The sequence below is a fragment of the Bacillus sp. TE9106W genome, from assembly GCF_054062215.1.
This window is the reverse complement of the sequence record NZ_JBSSFA010000013.1, coordinates 63,057-84,204: the sequence shown is the minus strand read 5'-3', so window position 1 is coordinate 84,204 and position 21,148 is coordinate 63,057. Positions and strand designations below refer to the sequence as shown.

At 33.7% G+C, this 21,148-nt stretch carries 18 protein-coding genes; 2 read left to right on the top strand and 16 right to left on the bottom strand.

What is annotated here, in order from left to right:
- Positions 1-34 precede the first annotated feature (34 nt).
- The 14 genes from ACVWY7_RS20885 to ACVWY7_RS20820 all read right to left on the bottom strand — a co-directional run bounded on the left by ACVWY7_RS20885 (position 35) and on the right by ACVWY7_RS20820 (position 17,153).
- Positions 35-643 carry an FMN-binding negative transcriptional regulator gene (locus tag ACVWY7_RS20885; protein WP_144507937.1) on the bottom strand — a complete coding sequence of 203 codons (609 nt, stop codon included), beginning with the start codon at positions 641-643 and terminating at the stop codon, positions 35-37.
- 132 nt (positions 644-775) lie between these two features.
- A complete protein-coding gene (locus ACVWY7_RS20880; protein ID WP_144507935.1) occupies positions 776-1,303 on the bottom strand; it encodes a GrpB family protein in 528 nt (175 codons plus the stop codon).
- A gap of 23 nt (positions 1,304-1,326) precedes the next feature.
- Positions 1,327-1,674: a DUF4260 domain-containing protein gene (locus ACVWY7_RS20875; RefSeq protein ID WP_001172049.1), complete on the bottom strand. Its 348-nt coding sequence runs from the start codon at positions 1,672-1,674 to the stop codon at positions 1,327-1,329.
- A gap of 12 nt (positions 1,675-1,686) precedes the next feature.
- The gene (locus ACVWY7_RS20870; protein WP_000865841.1) at positions 1,687-2,655 is read right to left on the bottom strand and encodes a bile acid:sodium symporter family protein; all 969 of its coding nucleotides are present in this window, start codon (positions 2,653-2,655) and stop codon (positions 1,687-1,689) included.
- A gap of 4 nt (positions 2,656-2,659) precedes the next feature.
- A complete protein-coding gene (locus tag ACVWY7_RS20865) occupies positions 2,660-4,051 on the bottom strand; it encodes an FAD-binding oxidoreductase (RefSeq protein WP_000406944.1) in 1,392 nt (463 codons plus the stop codon).
- Positions 4,052-4,220: 169 nt separating this feature from the next.
- Entirely contained in the window at positions 4,221-4,619 is a 399-nt protein-coding gene (locus tag ACVWY7_RS20860; RefSeq protein ID WP_000737904.1) for a DUF2871 family protein, read from the bottom strand.
- 355 nt (positions 4,620-4,974) lie between these two features.
- Positions 4,975-5,787: a glycosyltransferase gene (locus ACVWY7_RS20855; RefSeq protein WP_000054587.1), complete on the bottom strand. Its 813-nt coding sequence runs from the start codon at positions 5,785-5,787 to the stop codon at positions 4,975-4,977.
- A gap of 229 nt (positions 5,788-6,016) precedes the next feature.
- Positions 6,017-7,357 carry an FkbM family methyltransferase gene (locus ACVWY7_RS20850; RefSeq protein WP_000426891.1) on the bottom strand — a complete coding sequence of 447 codons (1,341 nt, stop codon included), beginning with the start codon at positions 7,355-7,357 and terminating at the stop codon, positions 6,017-6,019.
- A gap of 453 nt (positions 7,358-7,810) precedes the next feature.
- The gene (locus tag ACVWY7_RS20845) at positions 7,811-8,377 is read right to left on the bottom strand and encodes an acyltransferase (RefSeq protein ID WP_001084175.1); all 567 of its coding nucleotides are present in this window, start codon (positions 8,375-8,377) and stop codon (positions 7,811-7,813) included.
- Entirely contained in the window at positions 8,370-9,500 is a 1,131-nt protein-coding gene (locus ACVWY7_RS20840) for an aminotransferase class I/II-fold pyridoxal phosphate-dependent enzyme (RefSeq protein ID WP_001084734.1), read from the bottom strand. Before ACVWY7_RS20840 ends, ACVWY7_RS20845 begins: the two co-directional genes overlap by 8 nt.
- Before the next feature lie 19 nt (positions 9,501-9,519).
- Entirely contained in the window at positions 9,520-12,075 is a 2,556-nt protein-coding gene (locus tag ACVWY7_RS20835) for a glycosyltransferase (protein ID WP_456523954.1), read from the bottom strand.
- Between the two features lie 152 nt (positions 12,076-12,227).
- Positions 12,228-13,019 (bottom strand): enoyl-CoA hydratase, encoded by a 792-nt coding sequence (locus ACVWY7_RS20830; RefSeq protein ID WP_456523953.1) that lies wholly within the window; start codon positions 13,017-13,019, stop codon positions 12,228-12,230.
- 339 nt (positions 13,020-13,358) lie between these two features.
- Positions 13,359-16,274, bottom strand: coding sequence for a collagenase ColA (colA, locus tag ACVWY7_RS20825; RefSeq protein ID WP_073525331.1), 2,916 nt, complete (start codon positions 16,272-16,274; stop codon positions 13,359-13,361).
- 201 nt (positions 16,275-16,475) lie between these two features.
- Positions 16,476-17,153: an MgtC/SapB family protein gene (locus ACVWY7_RS20820; protein ID WP_001275624.1), complete on the bottom strand. Its 678-nt coding sequence runs from the start codon at positions 17,151-17,153 to the stop codon at positions 16,476-16,478.
- Positions 17,154-17,442: 289 nt separating this feature from the next.
- On the opposite strand from ACVWY7_RS20820, the gene ACVWY7_RS20815 reads away from it, so the two are divergent.
- Entirely contained in the window at positions 17,443-17,961 is a 519-nt protein-coding gene (locus ACVWY7_RS20815; protein WP_001103107.1) for a GNAT family N-acetyltransferase, read from the top strand.
- Positions 17,958-18,875, top strand: coding sequence for a hypothetical protein (locus ACVWY7_RS20810; RefSeq protein ID WP_000749338.1), 918 nt, complete (start codon positions 17,958-17,960; stop codon positions 18,873-18,875). The genes ACVWY7_RS20815 and ACVWY7_RS20810 overlap by 4 nt, the downstream gene beginning before the upstream one ends.
- A gap of 21 nt (positions 18,876-18,896) precedes the next feature.
- Here ACVWY7_RS20810 and ACVWY7_RS20805 read toward each other — a convergent pair whose 3' ends face one another.
- On the bottom strand, positions 18,897-19,805 hold the full coding sequence (locus tag ACVWY7_RS20805) for a VOC family protein (protein ID WP_000238838.1): 909 nt from the start codon (positions 19,803-19,805) through the stop codon (positions 18,897-18,899).
- A 174-nt stretch (positions 19,806-19,979) separates the two neighbouring features.
- The gene (locus ACVWY7_RS20800) at positions 19,980-20,891 is read right to left on the bottom strand and encodes a VanW family protein (protein WP_000488991.1); all 912 of its coding nucleotides are present in this window, start codon (positions 20,889-20,891) and stop codon (positions 19,980-19,982) included.
- Positions 20,892-21,148 lie beyond the last annotated feature (257 nt).

Genomic DNA, 21,148 nt, shown 5'->3' with positions numbered 1-21,148 from the left:
TACCAAAATCAATAATATATAACTTGTTTTTCTATCACAACGAATTCCACGTCATCATTCTAGCAATCCCCCTACTCCCCTCACTCCCAACTTTCTCAAGTTCCCCCACAACTAATTTCCGCCTCTCCACAGAATGATTTTGACTTAACTTCGCTTTTCCTTCTATTTTACTAATCTTAATTTTAAAACCAACTATCCCTTTACTTAATCCTGCCATATAATTCGGATCTACATCATTAAGTGAGTACGTACTCTGTGGCTCTTCATATGTATGTACTAAATCTTGAAGTGAATTTAATAATTCCTGTTCATCCTCAACAATTTCTAATTCACCGTATACATGTACTGCAACGTAATTCCATGTTGGCACTGCATCCTTTGTTTCATACCATGACGGCGATATGTAACTGTGCGGCCCTTGGAATATAGCAAGTACTTGTTGACTCTCAATATCTTTCCACTGTTCATTCGGAAGTGCCAAATGGCCATGTAAAGTTAGAGTCTCCCTATTTAATAACAAAGGCAAATGCGTTGCATATGGTTCCCCGTTATGTTGAGAAAATAATGTTGCAAAGCTATTTTGTTCCATTATTTCGTACTTCATCTCTTTATCTTGTATTGCGAAATATTTTGGTATGTACATAAGTTTCCTCTTTTCCAATCTTTTATTTCTCATTATATTTAAGTCTTGTGGCATTCAACAGGGCCAGTTTGTATTTCTTTTACAATGGCAGCTTTCTATCAAAAAAACAGGCGACATATACCCCATGCCGCCTTAGTTTATCTTTTCTAATATATTTGTAATAAATGCCGTCTTACCTTCACTATAGCTCGTTCTACTTTTTGTCTCTCTTGCTAACTCTTCCTTTAAACGTCCATATTCAACAGCAACATCTTCATGTTCACGAAGATAATCCCGAAACGCTATATGTCTTCTTAGCTCTTCACTTTCTTTATCACACACATACAAATGATGTTCCATCCAATCTGTACTTTCTCCGTCCCACGGAACGAAAGCGTCCTTTCTGCCGAACGCCTCTCTCCCTTTGTAACTCCATTCTGCCTGATGATAGTATCCTATCGCTTCTAGCTTTGTTACTACTTTAGGAAAAAAACCATAATCTTCTATTACAATATCAATATCTAATACTGGTTTTGCTGCAAGTCCTTTAATAGATGTACTCCCAACATGTTCAATGGATAAAATGCTGTCTTCCATTACATCATTAATGAGAGTTTGTAACTTATTAAATTCACTTTCCCATTTGATGTTATACTCTTCGATAGTAATTCTCTGTTTCAAAGTATCCCTCTCCTCAAAAGCAATTATAACCTCTGAATATGAGTATCCTTAAACTCCGTCTCATATTTCAATCCATATCCAAACATTCGATCCATTCCAATATGCGCTGTCCATATTAAACCAATCATTATAACGGTATCTACCTTAAAATAAACACCTATGATAACAATTAATATCGATATAATATACGTGTGAAATAGATTATAAATGTTAGCACCAATATGATTATTTATCCCATAAGCTAACATTGATAAATCCGGCGCTAATAGGAATATCAAAAATACAATCCAACTAAATTCATATAATGAATACATATAAATCGCAGCTACGAATACAACTAAGCCTTCAAAATGTACAATGCGTTTTTGCATTCTTTATCATTCCTATTTTTCTATATTTACCGATACATTTTCATCACTAAAAGTATTCTTTGCATTTTTTGACCAAATGGTTGCTAATATTGGTCCTGCAATGTTATGCCATACTGCTGCTAATACACTTGGAAGTGCAGCAGCTGGTCCAAAATGTGCTGTTGCTAGCGCAACACCTAAGCCTGAATTTTGCATTCCTACTTCTATTGAAATAGCCCTTCTTGTCCCTTCGTCTAGTCTAAGTATGAATGCTGTTATATACCCTAGTAAAAAACCGAAAGCATTATGAAGCATAACGGCAATAAAGATGAGAAGACCTGAAGAAGTAATACTACTTACATTTGCTGAAACTACCGCTGAAACAATAATGATAATTGCTAAAACTGATATGAAAGGGATAACGGTCATTCCTTTCGTAACAGTTTTCGGGAAAAACTTCTTCACTACTAATCCTAAAATAATCGGTATGATAATAACTTGTACGATAGAAAGAAACATAGACATAGGATTAACCGGCATCCATTGTCCTGCAAGTAATAGTAAAATAAGAGGTGTAGCGATTGGTGCTAGTAACGTTGATAATGACGTCATCGCAATAGACAGCGCTAAGTTCCCTTTTGCTAAATAAACCATAACATTTGATGCAGTGCCACCCGGTACTGAACCGAGCAACACTAATCCAGCTGCTAATTCGGCTGGCAGATTCATAACGTAGGCTAGTACGTATGCGACAAGTGGCATAATAATAAACTGAGCACATACACCGATAATAACTGGCAATGGTTTTGTAGCAATGATTTTAAAATCAACAGCCTTTAATGTTAACCCCATCCCAAACATGACAACTCCAAGTAAAATCGTTATGTAACTATTTAACCCGAGAAATGGAGCGGGAATAAAATACGCAATAGTTGCAATACAAATAACCCAAAATGCAAAATACTTTCCAGCTATATTACTTATCGCTTCTAGTACTTTCACCCGATCAGCTCCTATCCTTTAATTGAAACACCTTATTCGGATTCAAAATATTTTGCGGATCAAGAGCTTTCTTTATTTTTCCCATTACGAATAATGCCGCCCCATGTTCTTCTTCCTGATACTTCCGTTTTCCAATTCCAACGCCATGTTCCCCTGTACACGTTCCTCCTCGTTTAAGAGCATACAAAACGATATTTTCATTTATTTCATCCGCTTTTTCCACTTCTTCTTTATCGTTTGGATCAACCATTAAAAGCACATGAAAATTCCCGTCTCCTACATGGCCAAGAATACCACCAACAAGACCATTCTTTTCTAATGTTTCTTTCGCATGTTGGATGGCACCAGCTAATTCTGAAATAGGTACACATACGTCTGTACTCATAAGCTTTTTACCAGGGTAGCTATGAACGTAAGCATATGCTAGATTATGCCGTGCATCCCATAATTTATTTCTCGCTGCAGTTTCCGTTTCAAAAGCAACTTCTTTACATTTATGATCAAAAACAATTTCCTTCGTAAATTCAACATCTTGCTTTAACCCTGCTTCATTACCGTGAAACTCTAAAAACAATGTAGGTTCTTCTCTGTAACTTGTTTCACTATAATGATTGACTTGTTTCATAGATAGTTCATCAACGAGTTCAATTCTCGCAATCGGAATACCCGCTTGCAATATGTTAATAACAGCTTCTACTGCATCATTTATAGCTGGAAACGATGCTCTTGCGGCCATAACATGCTCTGGTATGCCATATACTTTTAATGTTAACTCTGTAAAGCATCCAAGCGTACCTTCTGATCCTACGAAAACACCATTTAAATGGTAACCTGATGACGACTTCGCAGCTAAATTCCCAGTATGTATTACTTCTCCATCAGCAAGAACGACTTCTAAATCACGAACTTGATCACGCATAACACCATACTTCACCGCTGTCGTTCCACTTGCATTTGTAGCAGCCATTCCACCTAACGTTGCATCTGCCCCTGGATCTACACTAAAAAACAAACCGTATTTCTTCAATTCTTTATTGAGCTGAGAACGAGTCACTCCTGGCTGTACTTTCACCAGAAAATCTTTCTCTCTTATTTCAAGAATTTTGTTCATTAATGAAAAATCAACTGTAATTCCCTTTTCATAAGGGATTACATGTCCTTCTAAACTAGAACCTACCCCAAACGGAACGACAGCTGTCCCGTGCTCACTCGCTATTTTCATTATCATGCTAACCTCTTCTGTCGTTTTCGGAAAAACTACTACATCAGGTAAACTACTAGCATGATAAGATTCATCTTTACTATGTAACTCTCTTACTGTCGTATTGATTACTACTCGATCTTCGGGAAGCACACCCTTTAATTCATTTACTAAACGCTCTACTGTTATTTCCATCGTACACTCTCCTACTCTCTATAAATTTGAATTACAAAATATGTTAAGCGTTTTATACATAATAATCCGAAAAATTAAATAATTCAAGTTTTACATATACGAAATTCATTTCTTACTTTCGAATAAAAAAAGAACTTGCAACAATTACTGCAAGTTCTTTTCTATAAAACTATATTTTAAATGACTTCTTTATTAACAACATAAACCAAATTAAAGTAACTGCCATCAGCGAATGAGAAAACCCAACAATATAAGTTAACCCTTTAAAGTCCGCTCCATTTAGCTGAAGAAGCCCTCTTGCTGCCAATGAACCTAACATTAAAATTAATGCGATATTATGTACAACAAACCACTTATTAAAACTTTTCGCTTCATGAAACGCGAATACTTTTGCTAACCCTAAAGCAATTAAAAAGAAGAAAAAACCAAGTACAAGTGTATGTGTATGCAAAAGATTTAACAACGTAGATCCTACAATCCCCTTATACTTTCCATATTCCCTAGCGAAAATTCCTGATAATAAACCGATAATCAAATACGTAAACGATGCATTATATAATTTCTTCATTATGTACCTCCTTGAGTAGAATGTGTAGTGTGTCATATTTAGCAATAATGATAGTTATATAGTAAAAACTCCTAGTCACCTAGGAGTCATTGTATAAGCATCTCACTCTTTACAATCAAATCTAATTATAAAATATCCTTTTATACAAAACAAACGAACTTTATGTGAACAAGCATTTCTCCTATCATGAAATAACATATAAGAGTGTAAAGAAATGAAAAAACACCTCAATCACTCCCTAAAAGAAGTTGATTGAGGTTCTTAAGAATCAAGCTTATTTTGAAGCTATATCAAAGATGGTTAAATAAAACAATTTAATTATTTTAGAACAAATAAACAAATAAATAATAATAGATTAAAATATATGGGATAACTTAAAATTCACATTTGTTTTATAGTTAAAATATTTATCCATTTTAATTGCACCACTTTTCCCTATCTCTAGTGCTTTTTCAAAATTCATCTTAATCCAAAATAAGTTACTTAATATGGAATTGCTATCTGCTTCTATCTTCAAATAGTCTTCACCAGGCTTAAGTATACGATTATCGTTTCGGTGGTTTGTTGAAACTAAAATACACCCTGTCGCCATTGCATCAGCTGCAGCAGTAGTTGGAAACCCATCAATAGCAAATTTATCTTTTGTACTACAACTAATAAATACATGTGATTGTTCATATAATTGTTTTAATTTTTCTAAATCTAACATACCCCAAAAAGTATAATTGTTGTTTGTTAATAGATGCAAACTATTTTCCCAGTTTCCTACAATATGTAAATGAAATTGATCATCAAGTTTATTAAAAGCTTGCGCTAATAAAGGAAACCCTTTTCTTTCTGCATTGTGAGCCGCAAATATCATCTGTATTGTCTTAGTACTAACCTTTTGATTATAATGATAAAATTCTGTATTAATTATCCCTGGAACATAAATACTATTTGGAATAGTATTTAATACCTCATTCGCATTCGAAAATACTGTTTTACAATGTTTAGATACTATATTTAAAAACTCAACAGAAGTATAAGGGTCTAGTCCTCCACCTGGATATACTGTAGTATGAAGGTCAATATGATTTTCCTTTAAAAAAGCAGCTATATTAAGGTTAGGGTTTGCTCCTGGCATATGTGTTCCGTCAGGAAGATAACCAGTACCTAATAAACTCAAAACGAAATTTAAAAAAACACAGTATATATCAGTAATCCCTTCTTCTTTCGCTATCTTATTGAATAATTGAAAATCATAAACTTTGGTCGGGAAATCATCTGTATATACCTCAGTAGAAAAAAAAAGAGTATCAGGTCGTTCTTTATAGATTTGGTAATTCTCCCAGTAACGAAATCCGCTTAACTTCCAAGGAAATTTAGTATCAATTACCGCGAGCCGCCTATTGGATTTACTCTTCATTTTCATCACTCACTTCCATCTTTTCTCTTGCAACTGCAAATAGGATGGTTTCTTGAGCATTGACGGTATAGTGTCCTAAATAAAATTGATATCCCAAATTCAAATCATTAATAAATTTCATAACATGAACAAAATCACTGATTTGGTGATAAATCGCAATAGCAAGCGTAGGGCGAAATGTAGTTATAGAATGAATAGCGCCTTTTAATGCATTCATTTCAGCACCTTCAATATCCATTTTAATAAAATCCAATTTATGAAGTTTATGTTCTACTACCAAGTTATCTATGGTGATGGTACTAACTTTATCTGTAACACCTGATTCTTCCGAAAACGTAACAAAACTTGCAGCGCCTTGATCTTTATAATATAGCGAAGTATTTGAAACATTCCAAAGAGGGTGTTTCACAATTGTAATATTATTTTGAAGTTTTTCATTTAAATTGATGTTTTTCGACATAATTTCTAAATTACTTGGTATAAATTCAATTGTGTAAACATGACCTGTTTCTCCAACTTCATGAGCAAAATAAAGCGCAGTATCTCCAAAACACCCACCTGCGTCAATAACAACGTCCCCTTCTTTTACTTTTATTACAGGTGAAATTTTATTATATTCATATTGCTTATCTAAAAAAGTTGCACTAATTCCCATTGGAACATAAAATAGCCGTAAATTATACTTTAAAGGGGTCAAATCAAACAATTGTAGCGTCCAGTTATGATAATTTGTTTGTAGTGTTTCTGAAGAATGGATGAGGTTTGGAATAGATTTTCTTTGCTTCCAATAATCAATAGTATTCAAAGGCATCTTGACTTTATGATTCCCTAATAATCGAAATGTCAGAAGTTTAATTAATAACTCTTTAGAAAAGGAGTCGTTCAGGTTAAAATATAATTCTTCTAGTCCTTGTAAGTGCTTCACAATTTCTTCTTTTTCATTTTGAGTATTTACCACAATGGAATCAACAGAAGGTCGAACATGCATAAGTTCAAATAACTCTATATCGATATTATAGTAATAATGGTTCTTTAAACAATTGAGAAGTTCCATTATAAGTGTATCTAAAAATTCAAAAGTAGAAAACATCTTATCGTTGTTGTTAATCTGAATTGCACGTTCTGCTAAAAATAATAATTGATTCGATTTTTCATATAATGCAGCATCGTTAGTCATTTTCATAACATAAGATAAATAATTAGCTGCTAAATAGTATCGCCCACTAGAATAGTAAATCTCACCTAGCTGTAATAGTGTCTTACAATCATTAATATTTGCAATCAAATTTTTTCTCAACTCTACCTCTGATAAATTTGTTTCATTTTCCATTATTAAAGTTCCCACCCTTCTTTTAACACAAATTACATTTCATTTTTTTAGATACGCATGTTTTAAATTTATTTCTTATCATTGTTATTACGTGAGACACCCTTATAAGATATTATTCTTAAAGTACAGAAATACATGTTAAAACGCTAGAAAGAACCTCTGTACAAATTTTAAATTTAGTCCTTTAGCTCTTTACATATCTAAATACATTCAACTCATATAAAGTATTTCAATTAAGAAATTCAGAAAAAAACGTTATCCTTTTTCTACTTTAGTTTAATTAGAAAGAATAACGTTTTCTTACTTTATTTAAGAAAGGGATAGTAATGTGTTATAACCTTCTTTATAACAAATAAGACCACATATAAAAACTGCTCCTTACATAATATCCCCTCATACACACATATCTTTGTTTATTTTTTGAGAAACTCTGTAATACAATTTTTTAAATACTCAAGAGTTCATACTTTTTAAAAATTCATTTTCTAATTCTACTATCTTTCTTTTGCGGGCTTTTATTTTTCTTACAGGTACCCCAACATAAATATACCAATCATCTAAACTTTCTTTTACCATGCTCATTGCACCAACTGCCACTCCTTCTCCTATCACTACATTTGGAAAAATAATAGAGTGCGCACCAATAATCACATGCTTTTTCAAAATAACTTTTCCAGTTTTCACATTTTTATATTGATTTGGAATAGTTGGCCCCATTAATGCATTTCCACTAAAATCATCAATGGCTGCATATACAATTGTTCTCGATGAAATATTTGCAAAGTCATACATTTCAATCCCAACTTCCCCTCCATATAACGCTGTATACGCTGCTATATGCGAGTAACTTCCAATCGTTACTTTGCCACTTAAAATACAAAAGTCATCAATCCTTACATTATTACCAATTGATATAACACCTGGATTATATATACTTGCTTTTTTACTAATCAATACATTTTTCCCAACAGATAAAAACCCAATTTTCTTTAGCTCTTCTTGACTATAAAAACTATTCATCTGTCGACACCACCTTCTGCATTAAACACATTATAATTTGCTCCACTATTTCTTGCGTCATTCCTTCCCATAAAGGTAGACTAATTATTTGTTTTGCTATTTTATTTGTATTTGTCAAATCTGTAGATTTATAGTGTTTAAAGAAATCTTGTTGGTGACAAGATGGTGAAAAATATAATCTAGCTTCTATATTTTGCTTTTTCAATACTTCTATTACTTGCGTATTGTGAATTTTTTCTGGGCAGAGAATAGGCATAAATTGATGAATAACTGCTTCTGTCTTTTGAACTTTCCATCCTTTTTTCATTAATCCTGTACTTTGTAATAACTGTGTATACCATTCGGAGATACGATTTCGTTCTTGCACTTTTTGATTCCATTTATTCATCGTTGCGATTCCAATAGCTGCTGCATACTCAGTCATTTTGCAGTTAAACCCCATCATCGTACATTCACGATTATGATCAAATCCAAAATTACCCATTCTTTTTATTTGATTTATCTCTTCTTCATTATTGCTATATATCATACCACCTTCACCAATTCCGAAAGGCTTTGTTGCATGAAAGCTATATACAATCATTCCACTAAAATTCTGACCGTAATGTATACCCTCATGCATTAACCCAAACCCTGGTGCCGCGTCTACAACAACTGGAATACCTTTTCTTTCTAATTCTTCATATTCTTTTAAATCCATCCATGATCCGAATGTTGCATACGGAACCACTACCGCTACTTCATCTTTTAATTCATCAATCTTATCTAAAAGTAGCGTTTTATCCATACACCAATCATCTAATGAAACATCAATAAAATAAGGTTCTAATCCACACCAAATAGCTGCCAATGGAGTAGCTGGGAATGTAAAGCTAGGCATGAGCGCATATTTTCCTTTTTTTCTTTTTTTAAATTGAATTGCTGCCATTAACCCGAGTGTTGCGTTTGCTACTGTTGTAACAGCCCCTTTACTATCGAAAAATTCCGACATAATTTTTTCTTCAAAGTGTTGATTTAAAGGTCCATAATTCGTATATATGTGGGATATATCCATTTTCTCCAATTCACCTAAATACTCATTCACAGGTACAATTGACGCACGTAAAAAAGGAATACTATTCATATTTTTCTATTCCTTTCTATCATTTTCGGACAATATACAGCATATCCGTTTTAGATAATCCAAATTTCCTAGCAATTTTCATTCCTTGTTTCTCAGCTATGTTATACAATTCCACCTTAAATCCTGCATCTGTTAATCGTTGAATAAAACCCGATCGATTATAAATCCTCACATGATCTTCTTGACCAAAAGCTATTTTTCTTAATATTGGTGATACGATAGATTTATTCTCTATAATATAATCTACATTCATTACGATCGGCACTTGAATAATTCCCCACCCATTTGGTTTTAATACTCTATATAATTCTCGCATTGCTTTTTCATCATCTATAATGTGTTCTAACACATGACTACATAAAATCACATCAAAGGTATTATTTTCGTATGCAATTCTTGTAATATCAATTTCCTCCATTACAGAATCCTTTGGCTCTAAATCCCCACATACATAAGTAATATTTTTATACTGGTTAAGCCATTCTCTTACCTTTACTTCAGGTGCAATATGAAGCATTGTATAATTCTTACTTAACAAATCCGTTTCCGTTTCAATGTACGCACGATATAACCTTTCACGATCCATTGAATAGCAAACTGGACAGATACCTGTATATTTATTCCACATCTCAAATTGATATTTTAAAAAATCGTAATGTGCTGGCCAAGGGGAAAATTCCCCAAATCCTTGATTACAATATTGACAATAACAAATCTCTTTCTCGAATATATGAGTAACTAATTTATTTAATCCGATTTTTATCTTTTCATTATAAATTTGATTAAGTCCTCCACTTCTAACTGCATCTTTAAGTATAAAACCCGCATTCTCTAAACAATAAGATAAGCTCTCTTTATAATCTTGTTCAGAATTTAAAAATCCACTATTATGTGCATCCGTAATTAATTCAATCCATTCTTCAATTGTCATTAATATAAAGTGCATTTGCTTTTGATTTTGCCCACTATGTTGTCTAAAGTAACTAAGAGGTTCTTGTATATATACTACTTTCCCTTTCCTCATCATATCTAGCCAAGTTGCAATGTCATTAATGGCTGAATACGCTTTTCCCTTAAAATAACCAAACTTGCCTCCAAAAAAATTACGATTAAACAAAACCGTTGTCGGTTCTCCAACTACATTTTTCAAATGTTTCAACATATAATTCCCTAGTGCTTCTCCTTCAAAAATTGTAGTTTCTGTGGCAATTTTCACATTTAAGGTTGAGGGAGGTAATATTTCTCCATTCTCATCAATCAGTTCGCGATATGACGTCACAAACGAGATATTTTCTAATTCCAAAAAATATTTCATCATTCTTTCAATCTTTTCATGATGAAACAAATCGTCATCTAATAAAAAATTTATATATTCACCAGTAGCAAGCTCTATGCATTGATTAAAATTTTCAGCTACTAATGGAGTTTCATTTTTCACATATGTTATATAATTATATTCTTTTAAGTATGGCTGGATCATTACTTTCACTTCATCATTTGTACTATCGTCAGATATAATAATTTCTATATTTTCATAGGTTTGGTTTAAAGCACTTTTAAGGGCTAATTCTAAGTAATGAGGTCTATTGTAGGCAGGAAGAAGTATACTGACTTTTGGAAGATGCGAACTGTTATTTATATGTTGGTTTTTCTTTTCTAAATTTATTTTCTTTAACTTAATTTGTTGATAATAGTCCAATGAATATAGTATGGATGATGGAACGATTCTTCTTGCATAGTCTAGAAAATTAGTAATAGCTTTATCTAACTCCTGTTCAGAAGATAAGAAACCATATTTTTCTCCAGCTATAATCCCATGCGAAAAATCTTCTAATCCATCCATAAGCTGATTCGATTTATTCAACTGCTGATTTGAATGTAATCGAAAGTAACTGAGTGTTTCCGTTATATATACTGCTTTTCCTTTACTTAGTAAGGATAACCATGAAGCTACATCTACGTTACAAAGATACCGTCTCTGATCAAACATACCATACGGTTCTGTTAAATCACTTTTACGGAATAATACTGTCGTCGGCTCTCCTATATAATTCTTTTGATTCGTAATCACCAGATTTCCTAATTGTGTCCCCTCTATAATTGTATCTGTATCAAATAACCGCATTGTTGAATAAACATCTGGCAATAGGTTGCCTTCCTCATCTATTACTTGGCGATGCGATGTTACAAGCTTAATTTCATTATCTATGTCATTTAAAAAGTATTGCATCATTTTTTGAATTTTATTTACATGAAATAAGTCATCATCCATCAAGAAATTTATATATTCACCGTTCGCCTTATTCAATAACATAAGTGCATTTTCAAATTGTCCAAAAGTTGATCTATTTTTTATATAGATAATATTTGAATGCTTACATAAATACTTTTGTAACACCTTTTCTGTTTCATCATTCGTACTATCATCCCCTATAATAATTTCCACATTTGGATATGTTTGTTCTAACACGCTACATAATGCTTTTTCAAAATAATGTGGACGATTATACGTAGGAATTAATACACTTACTAACGGCATTTTATTTATGTTCTTTTCATTTGTACCATTACTCATTATACTCCTCCGCTTTTTTATTTATTTTCATTTAATGCTAATACAAATGTAGTTCTTAGATGAAACAGCTCTGAAAGATATTTTAAGAATCAAATAAATAGCTTTAAAAGTAGCATCTGTGTGGGCAATTGTAAAATACACCCCAATACTTTTTATTTATTGGTGAAACGCGGTACTCTTTTTTCAATAAATGCCTTTACCCCCTCCTTCACATCTTCTGTTTGAAACACTTTCCCAAAATAACGCGCTTCGATCTGAAGCCCTTCTTGTAAAGGTACTGCCAAACCTTCGCGAATTGCTAACTTCATATAGGAAAGTGCTGGAAGAGAAAATTCACTTATATCTTTAGCAATCTCTTTTGCTTTATTTAACGCCTCTCCTCGAGAGGTAATGTAGTTAACTAAATTTATTTCTTTTGCTTCTTTCGCTGTAATTGGTTTTCCTGTGAACATCATCTCTTTTGCTTTTCCTTCTCCAATTAATCTAGGTAAGCGCTGAGTTCCTCCAGCCCCAGGAAATAGACCTAACGTAATTTCTGGTAATCCAATTAAGGCTTGTTCTTCTATTACTCTTAAATCACAAGCAAGTGCTAATTCACAACCTCCGCCTAGTGCTAACCCATTAATAGCAGCTATAGTTGGTTTAGACAAATTCTCTAGTTGATTAAGAGGCTTTTGTAATTCTATTGATTTCATCTCAGCATATTTTTCACCTTTTCCTATCCAATCTGGAAATTCTTTTATATCCCCTCCAGCTACAAAGGCTTTCTCCCCAATTCCAGTTATAATTACGACTGCAATATCATCGTCCATCTCTATTTCCTCTAATACATTTATTAATTGTTGCACTACTTCTAAACTTAAAGTGTTGACTGGTGGGTTTTGAATTGTAATGACTGCACTACTCCCTTTCTTACTGTATATTACTAATCGTTCATTTTTCATAAAAAGTCCCCTTTTAAATCCCTAATTTTTCTCAAATTCAAGTTTCTTCGATTTACTCACTGTTAGCCTGAATTAGTGAATATATTTCCCTTTTTAGAAATCCATCAATTTATTGTATGTACTGCAGAATCATAAAATGAGCAATCCTTTCTTAGTCTCCTTTTTTAATCTCTTCGTATCTTTAAATTATTCTACTACCATATTAATCCATCTTTACATTCCTTCGGTTTCCGTTACACAGTTTCTAGGGATAAAATAAGTGGACAATACAAGAAATACCCTATCGAATTGACTTTTTAATTGTCTATTCGATAGGGTACACTTTTCCTTTTTCGTTTACTACTTCACTTCTACCGTATAATTCCCAAATCCACCACCATACTGATACACATGTAAATAATACTTACCTGGATACGTATAGTAACTTCCTACTAATTTATTCCCTTCTTGCTGTGCATACGTAATATAGTTATTTAAATCTGCTTCCGAATAAAGAACCCAGTTTACTCCAATATTATTTTCCTTCGTTACATTAATTTGCAGATTTTTCGCTGTTTCCACATTTATTTCAAAGAAATCACTCGTATCACCATTTCCTAAACTAGCACGTAAAACTTGATTGAATTGCAGTGTATTTGCTGTCTGGAATGAATTGTTTGGTTCTTTTTCTACACTGTTATCTTCTTTCTTTTGAACCGTTACATTCGTTGTAACAGTATTCGTTAATCCTTTGTCATCTGTTACTGTTAATTTCGCTGTATATGTTCCTTCTTTTGTATACACGTGAGTCGGATTTTGCTCATTACTCACTGCTCCATTACCAAACTCCCATTTATACGAAGTGATTTTCCCATCTTCATCTTTTGATCCATCGCTTTTAAACGAAATTGCTTCATTTACATTCCCACTATAGGGACCATTTATAATCGCAACTGGCGCTTTATTCACAGCGCCTTCTTCTGTATTAATACCATGGAATACAACGTCATATTCAAATTGTCCTGATGCATTCACACGGTAATTTACGAAATAAGCTGTTACTGTTTTATAGCCTGTCCATTCTTTTGCACTTAAACGTTTTAACGTATCATTTACGTTTTGTGTAATTGATTTCCAGTCTTCATATTCTCCTTTTGCAGTCGTACCTGTATATGTTCCTTGTAGTGTAAATGTATGAAAGAACTGTGATTTGTTTTTCTTAACCGATACATTACTTAATTTTGCTTCTGCTGTAATTTCTGCTGCAATATCTGAAACTGGTTTTGGTGCGTGCGTCGCTAAATAATCATCTGATACTAATGGAACATTATATTTATCACGATTGTCGACTAACATTTGCATATAGTCTTGATACTCTTTATTTAAATTCGCATCTTTACTTAATGCAGAGCGATATGCATCATATGCTGTTACATCATTTTTTCTAATAAGATCATGAACTTTGTCAAACATATCATATCTCTTATTGTACATGTACGATTGTAAAGCGAAGGAATAATTATAAAAATCCCATGTTCCGTACTTTGCATTTAACGTTCTCTCTGCCGTATAACGTTCTGCCGGATTTGAAGATATTCCTCCTATAATGCTCTTTCTCGGTACAACATTATCTGTTCTCGTTGCACCTGCAAAAAACTCTGCATTGCCTTCTTCAAACCAAGATAATCTCTCATTCTCATAAATCTTACCTTGTCCCCAAAGTCCTGGCACTTCATATCTACCTTGTAAGTAATGTGTGAACTCGTGTCGGAACAATTCCTCTAAACTATAAATACTTTCTTCTGGCGTACGCTCATAAGTAAAGAACGTACCTGTTCCTTCTATATAAAGACCGCCGTTATTCGTTTCATACCCGTACAATTGACGGTTAAATTGATATTCAGCTGGGCTATTATAAATAACCATCGTTAATACATCATCAGCATTCCCTTTTTCTAACGGCTGGTCACTTTCAACCGTACGATGGAATTGAGCCTTCACTTCTTTTGCCGCCCAATATAGACGTTTTACTTTTTCTTCTGTCACCTTATCTCCAGCTTTTAAAACAATTGTCCCATCGTCAAATGTATATGTTTTCGGTAAATATTTCTTCTTACCATCTTCTCGTATTTGATCTAAATTCACAACGTTCCCATTTGCATCTTTCCCGCCATAATTCGTCGCAATTTGCTCAGCCGCTACGAAATATTGCTCCCCTAAATACGGATACATTTTCATTGCGTCCGTTACAACTTGTAATCCTTTCGTCCCTGTACTATGGAACGTACCGAGTCTACCTGTATAATAAATACCATTATTAATAAGCCAACCATTCTTCTCTGTCACCGTTCCAATTAAAGCAAAACGACTTAATTCATTAATATAGCTATCAATTTTTTGATACCATACTGTATCTTTCGGTGCTTTTCTCGTATCGTACAAATACGATTGAATATCGTAGTCAACGCCTTGCATAATATCGTAAATCGCATTTCCAGCTGAAAGGTTATCTACCCATGTAGAAAAATTATCATTATATTGTTTAAAAACCTTTGCAGCTGATGTTATCGTTTCCACATCACTCGAAGCATTTCCTATTAATTTCCCGTATGACGAGACAACTCTATTTTGTTCTAACGTACCTAGTTTGAAATTCGGGTTATTCGCAATCGCTTTTAGTGCAGGTAAGCATTTATCATGATAGCTTCGCTCATTTAGTTTACTTAATTCTGTATGATAAAACCCTAAATAAAAACCAGATCGTAATACCTCTACTAAAGTCTCAATCCCTTTTGAATCATCTTTCGTATAATCTTGTCCTTGCTGGTTCAATTTATCAATAATTGCCTGTATCCTACTATCATTTTGATAGAATGCAAGACTATCCTTGTTAAACTGAAATAGCCCAGTAATTTGCTCCCAATCGATTGTTACAAGTAAATCTACTAACTGCTGATTGCTCAATTGATTTAATTCAGCAATTGTATACGTTTTCGCCACAGCTAATTGCTTACTTTCCTTTTTCACTTCAGGTGGCCTTTGTGACAAATCAGCAAATTGTAGCCTTTTCTCAAAAGACTTATTTTCCAGCACTTTTGATGAATGAGCTAATTCTTGCACAGGTAATTGTACACCAACTGGTTCCATTTTGAGCACATTCCGATATGAAACTTGCTCTCCCTTTGTACCTTCTGCCAATGCGCCCCCTTGAAAACTCCCTAACATTAAACTAGCAAAACTTACCCCTACTAACACTTTTTTTGAATAACCTTTCATGCTCTCCCCTACCTTACATTTTTAGTTTACCGCACCATTATTTTACTATTTTTACTTTTTATACTGTATTGAGAAAAAATAAGGTAACGTTCACACATGTATCCATGCCATGCAAAATTCACACTTGACTTTGCGTTCATTTTATATCAAAAAAGATAGATCATAGCAAAACTCCTGCTACATCTATCCTTTTTTCCAATGTTATGATTTTAACTTTATAAACGTAACTTCTGGTAATGTTTGCATATGCTGAATAAACTCATTCTTTTCTTCTGGCGATATATTTTTCAGCTGCATCCCTACCTTATAAACTATTTCCGTGCCTTGCTGTGAAGCTTCCACTTCATATGAAAGTATTGATATGCCTTTCATTTGTAATGTTTCTAATATTTGTTGTACCGCTTCATGCTTATTTATACACATTTGCACCGTTATATTTTGCGGAAATAAAAATTGCACCTTAAAAATGCGACTTACAATCTCTAAACCAATTAAAACGAGAATCGTCGCTCCAATCCCTACTACATACATACCAGCCCCAATTGCCAATCCAATTCCTGCGGTAGCCCATAAACCAGCCGCTGTCGTTAATCCTTTCACCGCCTGCTTTTGAATAATAATTGTCCCTGCACCTAAAAAACCGACTCCACTAACAACTTGTGCTGCAATACGGCTCGGATCTAGTGCCATATGTTCTTCATTCATACTATCTGAAAAAGCATATTTCGAAACGACCATTATTAATGCACTCCCTACCGCTACTAGGAAATGTGTTTTTAAGCCTGCTTCTTTTGATCGAATTTCCCTTTCAATACCGATTATTGCCCCTAACAAACCCGCAACACCGATTCGTATAATGAAATCAAAATTTGCACTCACGAGCCCTTCCCCCTTTCATTCATTATAGATAGATAAAACAAAAATTATCACACGCATCTATTTATCGATATGAAGAATTTTACTAAAACACACTTAATACCTCAGCCGTTTTATGTTAATATTTAAAATATTAACATAAAATGAACAACTTTTAATTTTAAACATCCATTCATTTGCTTGAAAAACAAAGGTGGATTATATGAAATGAGGTTGAGAAAGTTTAGAAAACGCTTACATTTTGTATTGTAATTTTTTATTCATACTACATAAATAAAGGAGCTTACTAACAATGAACGTCTCTCTGCTTACACCTACTACCGATTTACAAGACGAATACTTAGATTTTTATAACGAATGGAAAGATAGCGGTGAAACGATGATTCCGTGGGTTATTACAAAGGACCCTTCTAACTTCCCCGCTATGGTGCAAGAACTACTCGATGCACATAACGGAATAAATCTTCCTGAATCTTGGGTACCAGATTCTACGTATTGGCTCGTTACAGATCATAATAGGATCGTAGGAGCTGTTAATATACGTCATAGTTTAACCGAACATTTATTTAACGCTGGCGGTCATATCGGTTATGGCATTCGCCCTTCTGAAAGAAGAAAAGGTTACGCTACGAAGTTACTAGCATTATCACTGGAAAAAGCGAAGGAATTAAACATCACGAAAGCACTTGTCGTTTGCGATGAAGTAAATACTGCTTCAGAAAAAACAATTTTACATAACGGCGGCCTTCGTGATGATGATTTCACTGAGGAAGACGGAAATGTAGTAAGACGTTTTTGGATTGAGCTATGAAGAAGTCATTGAATGAACATAATCTTGTTATAGAGAAATATAGTAAAAATAATGAGCTACAAGTAAAACAACTTATTGATTTATACAATGAAGAATCGTACCTATTTCACTTATTACGAAATAATAAAACAAAATGTGCGTATGTTGCCTACTATAAAAAAGATGTAGTAGGCATCTTTTTCACCTGGGGCAGTAACTTCCATCCATACTGCACATACTTTCGAATATATACGCATCCTTTCTATACAGAGCTACACATTGAAGAATTTTTATTAAACGAGATTCAAAAACGAGAAAACTTCAAACTACCATTACAAACCTCTATATGGGAAACGTCAGCTCATTTAAAAGACTATTATGAACAAAATAATTTTATGGAAATCCGAAGAACATATATGCCGATATTAGACGTACAAAAAATCCTACCTATCAAAGCAACGCTTCATTCAAATTATCGTGTACAAACCTTATCCACCATCTTGTCCAATAATAACTTCTTTGAAAAACTAGCTCACTTAGTAAAAACGAATTACGAATATACTCACTTAGCAAATCCCGTTGCCCCATTCCCACTACAAACTTGGAAAGAAATGATTTTAGCTGATGATGTACTACTAGATGAGAGCTTACTCATTATAAATGAAGAGCATCAAATTAAGGCATACTCTTTCCTCCATACATCAGAAAAGGATAATACGGTAGAACTAGGATGGTGTGGAACTCACACGATAGACGATTTATCCTTACTGAAACTGCTCGTTTTCGAACAATTTATGTATGCAAATAAACACGGCTATTCTTTCATTCAAGGTGAATTCGATTCAACTAGTATATATGCAACGGAAATCTTAAAATCCTTTCCTTTTAACCCTTGTCCTACTTGGATTACGTATCAAAAAGAAGCGAGAAAGTGATTATATACTTTCTCGCTTTTCTTATGCTACTTCTATTTCAAACTGTACTGTAATACCACTCGGATCCACTACAGTAAATCCATTTGTAATTTCGTGTATTTCATGCTGTTTTTCTATTAATCTTTCTTTTACTTCATCTAATGCTTCTTTATGCGGTAATACAATCGTATATACCTTAAGTCCAGTTGCATGTGCTGGTGGATGCGGGTTATTTACTCCGTTCCACGTATTTGCGCCTATATGGTGATGATATCCTCCTGCAGAAATGAATAAGCAGTCATCTTCGCGTTGCTGTACTTCAAAGCCTACTGTATCTACATAAAAGTCATGTGACTCTTCTACATTAGCTATTCGTAAATGTACATGTCCAACGACAGTATTAGCAGGCAATCCATCAAACTCATAATCAACAAGCGTTGCTAGTTCTTTTAAATCCAGCGGGGTACTTCCTCCTGGCCCATCTCCCCATTGATCACGCGGACGATCCGCATAAATTTCAATACCATTTCCCTCTAAGTCTTGTAAATAAAACGCTTCGCTATACGTATGATCGCTTGCGCTATTAAACCTTGAAATTGGTAAAATTTCATTTGAATATGTATAACGTCCCTCTTGCTCAGCCGGACTATCAATTACATTCTTATTACGAATCACACCAAATAGTGCAGAAGCAAACGCCTCACGAGTCGGAACTAAAAAGGCTACATGATATATACCAGTCGTACGCGGTTCTTGCAGTACCCCGTCCTCTAATTTCTCAAGAATTAGTAACGTGTTCTTTCCACCTTTTCCAGCTAAATGTGCTTTATTTCCCTCTTGTTTCATTACTTCTAACCCTACTACATTCTCATAAAAAGCAATTTGACGCTCTAAATCTTTCACTTTAAATTCCACATGACCAATACGTGTCTTTGGATGAATTTTTACCATGAATAACTTCATCTCCTTATCCCAATATGTTTCTATTTCATATAACCGTTACTATGAAGGATACAACTAAAATCACCCTATGTAAATATGAAAAGTCAGAATTTATACACATTTTTATTTTCGTAATAAAAAAGCCACCTCTTCTAGTTTTTAGAAAAGATGACTTTATAATTCTTATCTCATTTTATGTACTTCAGCAACTAACTTCCCGCCCTGAATACCCATATAAAGTTTCACAGGTGCATCATTCGTGTTTTCAAATACTAAGTCTAGGTATGGATATGCAATTGTAGCATCTCTTCCTTTTGGAACGTAACCTACCGTTTTAGAATGCGTCGTTCTCTCTACCATTTTCAAACCAGCTTGATCTGCTGCATTGTATAAAGTTGATGATGTTTGACAAACGCCACCACCATATCCATCTACTAATTTACCATCTACAATTTCTTTTCCTAATTGATATCCTTTATCTGGCGTTGTATCACCAATTAATGCATTGAAAGAGAAACGGTCTCCTTTTGCTAATACAACCCCATTTATGCTCGCTGCTGACAAACGAATATTTTCAATACGGCCACCTGTTGAGCCACCTAAATTCGTTTCATATCTACCAATTACCGTACCACTTCCTTGTGCATCACTTAATGTTGCAGTAGGTTTTTTCTCAACAATAGGTAATTGATAGGAAGAATCCCACATACCAACGTTTAATAATTTATCTACTAATTCTTTTTCCATTAATTCATAAGAAGGTTTTCCTTCTTGCCAACTTCCATCAGGTGCTACACGTGATGGAACCATCTTTTTATCAACGCTTTTCCCAACCTCGCTAGCAACCTTCGTTACCGATTTTTTAAATTTTGCTTCGTCTTCAAAATAGCCTAGACTCGATAAATCTAGCTTTTTCACTTCAGTACCTGTACGACCATCTACTAAACTAATAGAATCCTGTACTTCTGCTTTAGCCTCTACTGTGTGGCCACCAATATCACTTACTAATGCAACATCACTTACTTTTGTACCACAACCACTCACTACAGCTACACATAACACCCCAACTAATATACCCTTTACTTTACGGAACAATATACTCTCCCCTTTTTCCCAATATTACTTTTATGTATTATTTCATTTTTATGTATGTTTTGTTACAATCATTTTACAATATATTTATAAAATGTTACAAGTTATTTTTTACTCTATATAAATTACCCTTTTCTTTTCTAAATGTCTACACATATTTACATAAAAGTTTGTGTTTGATAGAATTGTAACCTTTATGTAACCCCACCCTATTATCCAGTATATACCATCAGATAAACGAAATACAAATGTAAAAACTA

Coding starts and splice junctions, on each gene's coding strand:
- ACVWY7_RS20815 (WP_001103107.1), top strand. CDS start 17,443: ATGAACGTCTCTCTGCTTACACCTACTACCGATTTACAAGACGAATAC.
- ACVWY7_RS20805 (WP_000238838.1), bottom strand. CDS start 19,805: ATGGTAAAAATTCATCCAAAGACACGTATTGGTCATGTGGAATTTAAA.
- ACVWY7_RS20830 (WP_456523953.1), bottom strand. CDS start 13,019: ATGAAAAATGAACGATTAGTAATATACAGTAAGAAAGGGAGTAGTGCA.
- ACVWY7_RS20845 (WP_001084175.1), bottom strand. CDS start 8,377: ATGAATAGTTTTTATAGTCAAGAAGAGCTAAAGAAAATTGGGTTTTTA.
- ACVWY7_RS20865 (WP_000406944.1), bottom strand. CDS start 4,051: ATGGAAATAACAGTAGAGCGTTTAGTAAATGAATTAAAGGGTGTGCTT.
- ACVWY7_RS20810 (WP_000749338.1), top strand. CDS start 17,958: ATGAAGAAGTCATTGAATGAACATAATCTTGTTATAGAGAAATATAGT.
- ACVWY7_RS20835 (WP_456523954.1), bottom strand. CDS start 12,075: ATGAGTAATGGTACAAATGAAAAGAACATAAATAAAATGCCGTTAGTA.
- ACVWY7_RS20885 (WP_144507937.1), bottom strand. CDS start 643: ATGTACATACCAAAATATTTCGCAATACAAGATAAAGAGATGAAGTAC.
- ACVWY7_RS20850 (WP_000426891.1), bottom strand. CDS start 7,357: ATGGAAAATGAAACAAATTTATCAGAGGTAGAGTTGAGAAAAAATTTG.
- colA (WP_073525331.1), bottom strand. CDS start 16,274: ATGAAAGGTTATTCAAAAAAAGTGTTAGTAGGGGTAAGTTTTGCTAGT.
- ACVWY7_RS20875 (WP_001172049.1), bottom strand. CDS start 1,674: ATGCAAAAACGCATTGTACATTTTGAAGGCTTAGTTGTATTCGTAGCT.
- ACVWY7_RS20840 (WP_001084734.1), bottom strand. CDS start 9,500: ATGAATAGTATTCCTTTTTTACGTGCGTCAATTGTACCTGTGAATGAG.
- ACVWY7_RS20860 (WP_000737904.1), bottom strand. CDS start 4,619: ATGAAGAAATTATATAATGCATCGTTTACGTATTTGATTATCGGTTTA.